Source organism: bacterium (assembly GCA_021372515.1).
Lineage (GTDB): Bacteria > Gemmatimonadota > Glassbacteria > GWA2-58-10 > GWA2-58-10 > JAJFUG01.
Window position 1 is genome coordinate 1 of record JAJFUG010000042.1, and the last position, 8,138, is coordinate 8,138.

Genomic DNA, 8,138 nt, shown 5'->3' on the forward strand with positions numbered 1-8,138 from the left:
GACCAGGCCCATGGAGAGGGCTTTCATGTGCTCGTCCATCACGGTCTCGTCCCTGGTTTCCAGGTTACGGGCCACCCAGTCCACGCGCGCCCAGGCCTCGGGGCGCTCCGCGGCCAGCTTTTTCAGGTAGTCGGCGCTGCCCAGAAGGCGCGGGTGTTCCTTGGAAATTTCGTGCTTCCCGGTGGCTAAGCCTGAATAATCCGGGGCTTTGGCGCCACCGGTGCAGCCGGCCAGGACCACGGCGATGAGGATGAGAATCGAGCGGACAGTGACGGTCATGCCGCGACTCCTTGCGAGGGTGGAGGGGACTTTATGTGTTCAGGGTTCTGATTGTCTCATGCTGTGAACGACAACGCTTTCTATCAGTCGCTCTACCGAGAAGCGCTTCTATCTCTTGTAGGGGCGGACCCGTGTGTCCGCCCGGTCGCACACACGGGTCCGCCCCTACATAAACCAAAACACGCCGTCCGCCACGCATCCCGCCCGGCCCCGCGGTTTACGACGCTGTACATAAAACTGTTTATCAGTCCTGCACCACCCGCGCGGCGAAAGGCGTCTCACCGGCGGAGGTGGCGATACTCCCGCCCAGGGTGCTCTTGGTGAACACGATTGTCCGGCCCTCCAGGCTCACGCTCACCCGGTCGCCGTCCTCGCTCACCGCGGCCCGCGGGACATCCGCAACGCTGGAGTCGGCGGCGGTCAGCACGTGCAGGAAAAAGTCCTCCTTGGCGGCCACTGCTGGCGTGACCTCCACCCGGCAGTCCGGGGCCTGGCCCTGGGTCTTCTCGGGCCGGAAATCGCCGCCGTCGTAGCGGAACATGTCATCTCCGGAGACCAGGGTTACTTTGGCCCCGGCGGGCAGGCAGCTCTGCACGAACAGACGCCCGCGGCCGTTGGTCTCCACCAGGAGGCCATCCGCCCGGCGCTCCGGGGTGGTCATGGACTGGAGCAGCCAGGTCTTCTTGAACTCCGGCTTTGTGGCGCGCACCCGGTCGAAAATCACGAAAGTACTTGGCCGAAGGTAGACTATCTGCCTGGTGCAGAGCTCCATCTTGGCCGCGCGGTAGGAGCGGGTGAAATCTCCGGCCGTGTAGAGCCAGTCGCCGTGGTCCTCGAACGCGGACAGGTCGGCGATGTCGTAGAGGGCCTTGTTGGCGTTCCAGTCGGCGGTGTCGGCCGCGGCGCCGTTGTGGTGCGGCCAGTCGTGGTGCTGCCCGCCGTCGTTGGCGATCCGGCCCTGGAACGCGCGTATCTGCGGCCAGGTCTCGGAAGGGTCGTGCACCAGGATCGTGCTGTGTGCGATGCTGCGCAGGTGGTAGTTCACGTCATGGTCGTTGCCGAACTCGTAGTACTGGCCGCCGTCGCCCGCCAGCTCCTCATACTTGTAGACCAGGAACTGGCCGTTGTCCAGGTGCTGGTGCGCGGTGAAACGGTCACCGCACTTGAAATAGAAATAAGTGGCGTCCTCCTGCCAACTGCTGCGTGCGTACACGTATCCCGGGCCGGTGGCCACGTGGGAGAGCTTGAATTTCGACAGGTCGCCCTTGGTCACGCTCGGGTCGCGCCAGAGCATGTCCTTGTAGGCCTGGCTCATCGAGCCCGAGACTGGGGTCTGCTCGTTGAACGTGTGCACGGCCTGGTGGGCGCTGTCATCGCGGAAGAAATTGACCAGGATACGGCGCGCCGAGAGCGACTTGTCCCGGTCGCTGCCGCGGACCCGGCCCCCGCTGTCGCCCATCGGGATCGAGCGGCGGGTGTTGTTCTCGCGCAGGCCGGGGTAGCACTCGAACATGTCGGCCAGGGCGCGGTTGCGGTAGAAATCCGGGGCCGCGGCGTAGTAGTCCACGCCGGCGCAGTGACGGGCCACTTCGCAGAAAAACAGCCACTCGTATTCCCAGTAATGGATATAGTAGCCCTCGCCGAACCCGCCACCCGCGCCGGCCAGCTCCAGGGCCGGGGCGGCGCGCTCGATGTAGTCCTTATCCAGGTCGGCCAGAATCTGCTTGGCCCGGTCGTATTCATAGTACGTCGCATAGGCGGCCAGGCCGTAGCCCCACCACTTGTAGCCGTACCAGGCGTTGTGGAACACGTGCGTCTCGCTCTGCGTGTTGGCGTCCACTGTTTCGCCGATGTACTTATAGAATTTGTCCTTCTGCTCCTGGCTCCAGAGCGGGTGGCAGAGGTCGTAGACCAGTGCGCAGTTGGCCATGTCGTGGCCGAAAGTGACATGGCCCGAGCGGACCGGGGCCTCGATGATCTTCATGGCCATGTCCAGGGCTTTGTGCCCGGCCGAGTCGTTCTGCTCGATGGCGTAGAGCAGGGAGGCCGAGGTCATCATTTCGTGGTCGCCGGCGGGCATGTTTTCCAGCACCACCCGGCGCATGCGGCCGTAGTCGTTGGCGTGAAGACGGGCCATCTCCTGGAGTTCGCGCGCCGAGCCCAACAAGCGCGGGTGCTCACGCGGCACCGGGTGCGGGCCGCCGGTCAGTCCGCCGCCAGAACAGGCCAGCAGGGGAAACAGAATGAGCGGGACAAGGGCCAGAATTGTGCGCAGTCGATACATGTCGTCTCTCCTTGGAAGTGTTCCCGATCCTCAGTCTACGATCCCGTCGGCGAGCGGAGTGCTCTTTCCCTTGATCTCCACGGCTCCGCCGACTTTCGCTTTCTCGAATGTCACGCTGGTGTCTCCTATCCGCACCCGCACCTCTTTCTTGGTCTCCTCGACCACTGCCGCCGGTACATCCTCGACCCCGGAGTCCGTGGCGGTGAGCACGTGCAGGAAACAGTCCTCCCGCGCGGCCCTGGAGGGCGAGACCTCCACCCGGCACTCCGGCGCCGGGCCGACATCGTGCAGGGGCAAGTGCGCCACCCCGTCGATCCGGTACAACGCATCCCCAGAAACGAGATTGACCCTGGCCCCGGCGGGAAGGCAGCTCTGGACGAACAGACGGCCCTTGCCGTTATCCAGCACCAGGCGGCCGTCCCCCAGCCGCTGAGGAACTTTCATCGCCTGGAGCAGCCAGGTCTTGGCGTACTCGGGCCGGGTGCTTTTCACCCGGTCGAAAATGATAAAGGTCCCGGGCCGCAGGAACACGATCTGGCGGGTGAAACACTCCAGCTTGCTCCTGCGGTAGGCCCGGCTGCAATCCCCGGCCGTGTAGAGGTAATCCCCCTTGTCCTCGAATGCGATCAGCCGGGCGGTGTCGTACAGCTCGGGGTGGCCCAGGAAATCGGCGGCATCCTGCACGGCGCCGTTGTGGTGTGGCCAGTCGTGGTGCTGGCCGCCGTCATTGGCTATCGCCCCGGCATAGGCCCGGATGTGGGGCCAGGTCTCGGCGGGGTCTTTCACGAGCAGCGTGCTGTGGGCGATGCTGCGGCAGAGGTAGTTGACCTCGTGGTCCGTGGAGAAGCCATAAAACTGGCCGCCGTCGCCCGCCAGCTCTCCGCCCTTGTAGATATCGAAATGCCCGGCATCCAGGTGCTGGTGGCTGGTGAACCGCGGCCCGCACTTGAAGAAGAAATAGGTCGCGTCCTGCTCCCAACTGCTGCGAGCGTAGACAAACCCCGGCCCGCGCGACAGATGCGAGAGCTTGAGCGAGTCGAGGCCGCCGGGCGTGACAGTGGTGTCGTTCCAGAGGAAATCCATGAACGCGTAGAGCGGCTGGCCGAGCGTCGGGGTGCCCCGGTCGAACGCCGCCACGGCCCGGTGGGACGGGTCATCGCGGAAACGGGCGGCCAGGATACGGCGGCAGGTCAGGTCGTGGTCGCGCTCCCAGAGGTAGATCCGTCCGCCGCTGTCGCCCATGGGCGCCAGGTGACGGGTCCCGCGCTCCTCTATTCCAGGATAGCACTCGAACATACTGGCCACGGCACGCTGGCCCAGAAATTCCGGGCTTTCGGCGAACCAGTCCAGGCCCTCCAGGCGAAGGGCGATGTCACAGTAGATCAGCCACTGGAATGTCCAGTAGTGCACGTAGTAGCCCTCGGCCCAGCCGCCGCCGTCACCGGCGAGACGCCAGGCGGGCAGCACGCGCGCGCGTATCTCTTTCTCCAGGGCGGCCAGTATCTCCGGGGCGCGCGGGTTCTCGTAGTAGGTGGCGTAACAGGCCACGGCTATCCCGGCGTTCTTGTAGCTGTAGAACCCGTTATGGAATACGGATAACTCGCTGCCGGTGTTGGCGTCGATAGTGCGGTTCATGTAGCCGATAAATTCTGCCGCCTCGGAGTCGGTCCAGGCGGCGCGGCAATAGTCGAACACCACCGCGCAGTTGGCCAGGTCGATCCCGAAAGTCTGATGCCCCACCCGGATCGATCCGCGCACCAGCTTGAGCGCCCGCTCCACCGCAGCCCGGGCCAGGTCGGTGTCCGCGGTCACGGCGGCGGCCAGGGCCGCGCTGAACAGGTATTCCTGATCGCCGCCCTGGGCTTCGAGCGCGGTCTCGTCCATGCGGATGAAAGCCTCATGACGCTGTGCCGCCAGTTCGCGCAGGCGCTCTACGCCGCCGAACAGGCGCGGGTGCTCGCGCGGCACGGGATGGCGCTCGGCGCGAACGGCCCCGGCCAGGAGAAAGACCAACCCCAGTCCGGCCAGGCATGTCATCTTGATCGAACGGATCGATATCATATACAGCCTCCGTCTCAATCCACGTTGACTTTCAGCTCCAGGGGGAACTCGCCCTGCGGGCCCCGGATCACTCCGCCGTCGTGCGCCTTCTCGAAGCTCACGCTCCAGCCGCCCTCCAGGGAGACAGTGACCCGCTCTTTGCCGTCGCTGAGCATGGCCGCCGGAACAGTCTCCACCCCGCTGTCCGTGGCTGTGAGCACGTGCAGGAAATAGTCCTGCTTCTGGGGCGTGGGCGGCGAGACCTCCACCCGGCACTGCACGGAGCGGCCGATCTCGCGCTCCGGCGGGCAGGACCAGCCATCCACCACGTACAGCTCCGGCCCGGAGACCAGTTTCTGCGTGGCTTTCTGCGGCAGAAGGCTCTGCACGAACAGCCGCCCGCGGCCGTTGGTCAGAACCAGGGCGCCGCTCTCCCGCCTCTCGGGCACTGTCATGGCCTGGAGGAGCCAGGTCTTGGCATACTCGGGCCGGGTGCTTCTCACCCGGTCGAAAATCACGAAAGTGCCGGGGCGAAGGTAGACAATCTGACGGGTGTATTGCTCGAGCTTTTTCTTCGAGTAGGAGCGGGTCAGGTCGCCGGCGGTGTAGAGCCAGCTCCCGTGGTCGTCAAAAGCGTTCAGGTCGGCGATGTCGTAGAGGGCGGCGTTTTTGGCCCAGTCCAGCGAATCCAGCACCGAGCCGTTGTGGTGCGGCCAGGAGTGCGTCTGGCCGCCGTCGTTGACCATCCGCCCGCTCCAGGCGCGTATGTTGCTCCAAGCCTCGGACGGGTCCTTGATCAGCATGGTATTATGGGCGATGGTGCGGCAGTAGTAGTTGACCGCGTGGTTGCCCTCGAACGTGTCATATACGCCGCCATCCCCGGCCAGCTCCTCGTGCTTGAAGATCAGGAAATGGCCGTTGTCCAGGTGCTGGTGCGCGGTGAAACGGTCGCCGGCCTTGAAGAAGAAATAGGTCGCGTCCTCATCCCAACTGCTGCGCGCGCTGACAAACCCCGCGCCAGGACTGACATGGCTGAGCCGGAAGGACTTGAGATCGCCCGCGGGGACAGTGGTGTCGCGCCAGAGGAAATCCTTGTAGGCGTTCACGCTGGAGCCGATAAGCGGCGTGGTCTCGTTGAACGCGTGTACGACTTGATTATCCGGGTCGTCGCGGAAACGGTTGACCAGGATACGCCGCGCGCAGAGCGCCTTGTCCCGCTCCGCGGTGAACACGTCCCCGCGTCCGTCGCCCATGGGCACGGGCCGCCGCGAGGCGTAGGCCCCGATCCCGGGGTAGGTCTCGAACATTGAGGCCACGGCGCGGTGGCCCAGGAACTCGGGCGCGGCGCCGAAATAGTCCACCCCCTCCACCCGCCGGGCGCACTCGCAGAAAAACATCCACTCGTAGCTCCAGTAGTTTATGTAGTAGCCCTCGGCCCAGCCCCCGCCCGCACCGGCCATGCGGTAGGCGGGCAGCACCATCTCCTGGTAATCGTTCTCCAACTTGTCGTGGATCGCCTGCGCCCGGTCGTACTCGTAGTAAGTGGCGTAGGCCGCCAGACCGTAGCCCCAATGCTTGTAGCTGTACCAGGCGTTGTGGAACACGGATGGCTCGCTCTCCACGTTCGCCTCGACCGTACGGCTGATATAGTCGTGGAATTTCTGCCTCTGTTCCGGGGTCCAGAGCGGCCAGCACAGGTCGTAGACCAGGGCGCAGTTGGCCAGGATGTCGCCGAAACGGGTGTGGCCGACCAGGATCGGGTCGTCGATGTGCTTCAGGGCGATCTTCACCGCCTCGCGGCCCCAGTTCTCGGCCGAGGGACCGTCGATGGCGTAGACCAGAGCGCAGGAGAGCATGCGCTCGTGGTCGCCGCCCTCGCGCTGGGTCACGATCTCGCTCATCCGGGTGTAGGCCTCGGGACGCTCGCGGGCGAGCTGGCGAAGGTATTCGGCGCTGCCCAGAAGGCGCGGGTGCTCGTGCGGGACAGGGTGACGGTCCCGGTCGAAAACCGTGGCCGCTCCAAGCGGAGAAAAGCTCAGCAGGAAAGCGAAAACAAACAGGAACTGGCACGGACGGATCAGTTTCATCTCGGGTTTCTCCCGGCTCGGACTGGGGTTCGCGTGCTCGATTCCGCCGTCATTCGTGTTGTGGGGATGGAGTTTAAATCTTGAATGTCCGGTCGGTTTTAGCAACAGGTTTTTTGGCGGACCAACCCGGCTGCACGGGCAGTTTCGCGGAAACCGGGCCTTTCGCGAATTTTCCTTGACTGTGCCGGAGGAAAACCCTGTATTAAATTTGAGGAAAATCCAACCGAGTCTCTACCATCTTTCCGATCAACCTGGAGCGGAACATGCGACAGGCTTCCCTGGTTCTGATCACGCTCATGTACTGTTTGACCTACCTCCCGGCGAAGGCCGCGGACAGCGCTACCGCTCCGCTCTCGGGCCAGAAAATAATCTGTGTCTGGTCGATCCAGGCCCACACGGTGCAGGACCTGGAGCAGGCCGCCGACTCGGCCGCCGCGCTGGGGTTCAACGGCCTGTGCTGGGACACTCCGGGCGTGGCCGAGGTCTGCCGGGCGCGCGGGCTAAAGTCCTGGGCCCTGCTCTGCCCCCTGGCCCGCCGTCCCGGGGCGCGCCTCCAGGAGCTGGCCGCGGGCGAGGACAGCCTGCCGGGGTTCGACCCGCCGCGTATCCCGCCGGAGCAGTTCTACCAGTACGGCGGCGAGCCAGCTCCCGGGAACCATGAAATCCTGGACCAGAATTTCACCTGCCCCAACGACACCGGCGTGGTGAATTACACCCTGGCCGAGGTACAACGCCTGCGGGAGTCCGGCTACGACGGGGTCATTTTCGATTTCGTGGGCTACCGGAATTACCACAGCTGCGAATGCCCGGTCTGCCGCGCGCGCCTGGCCGCCTGGCGCGCGGCCCATCCGGAGCTGAGCGATTCCGAAGCCTCGGGGCGATTCTACGCCGAGACCCTGGTCGCGCTCTACGACACCCTCTACGACCGCACCAAGACCGTGGCACCCGGCATGACCATCGCCAACCACATCCACCCGGTCTACCTGCCCGACCTGTTCTACGGCCTGCGGGTGAAAGTCGACCTGGCCGGGATCACCACGGCCTGGTTCTTCCAGCCGCACTGGCCGCTGGACAAGGTGCGCCAGTATACCCGCCGCGTGGTGGAGGGTCCCTACAGCCACTCTTTCACCCAGGGCATGCCCATGTTCGGGTTCTACACGGACGGCACCTATGCGCGCGACCGCAAGAGCGCCGAGCGCCTGCACCAGGAGTTCCGTATCCTGAAAGAAGCCGGGGCGCAGCACCTGATCATGTGCGAGCTGGGGCATATCCTGCGCGACAGGGCCGCCGCCGAGGCCGTGCGCCGGGAGCTGCGCGGCGCGGAGTGAGGCCGATGCGAATACTCGTGTAACCGCTTGAACCGACAGACTGACAAGGAGGACACGATGAACGGAATCAACAGGCTGCGTGTGCTGGCCGGAGGGCTGGTCGCCGGGCTGGTCCTGGCC

General features: G+C 64.9%; 5 protein-coding genes. 1 reads left to right on the plus strand and 4 read right to left on the minus strand.

The window, feature by feature from the left end; all coding sequences use genetic code 11:
* The 4 genes from LLH00_04040 to LLH00_04055 form a co-directional block, all read right to left on the minus strand.
* The coding region (locus LLH00_04040) for a hypothetical protein (protein MCE5270433.1) at positions 1–279 on the minus strand (279 nt) is incomplete at its 3' end.
* 244 nt (positions 280–523) lie between these two features.
* Positions 524–2,563, minus strand: coding sequence for a heparinase II/III-family protein (locus LLH00_04045; GenBank protein ID MCE5270434.1), 2,040 nt, complete (start codon positions 2,561–2,563; stop codon positions 524–526).
* A 30-nt stretch (positions 2,564–2,593) separates the two neighbouring features.
* On the minus strand, positions 2,594–4,624 hold the full coding sequence (locus LLH00_04050; protein ID MCE5270435.1) for a heparinase II/III-family protein: 2,031 nt from the start codon (positions 4,622–4,624) through the stop codon (positions 2,594–2,596).
* A gap of 14 nt (positions 4,625–4,638) precedes the next feature.
* A complete protein-coding gene (locus LLH00_04055) occupies positions 4,639–6,690 on the minus strand; it encodes a heparinase II/III-family protein (GenBank protein ID MCE5270436.1) in 2,052 nt (683 codons plus the stop codon).
* 263 nt (positions 6,691–6,953) lie between these two features.
* On the opposite strand from LLH00_04055, the gene LLH00_04060 reads away from it, so the two are divergent.
* Positions 6,954–8,018 carry a hypothetical protein gene (locus LLH00_04060; protein ID MCE5270437.1) on the plus strand — a complete coding sequence of 355 codons (1,065 nt, stop codon included), beginning with the start codon at positions 6,954–6,956 and terminating at the stop codon, positions 8,016–8,018.
* Positions 8,019–8,138 lie beyond the last annotated feature (120 nt).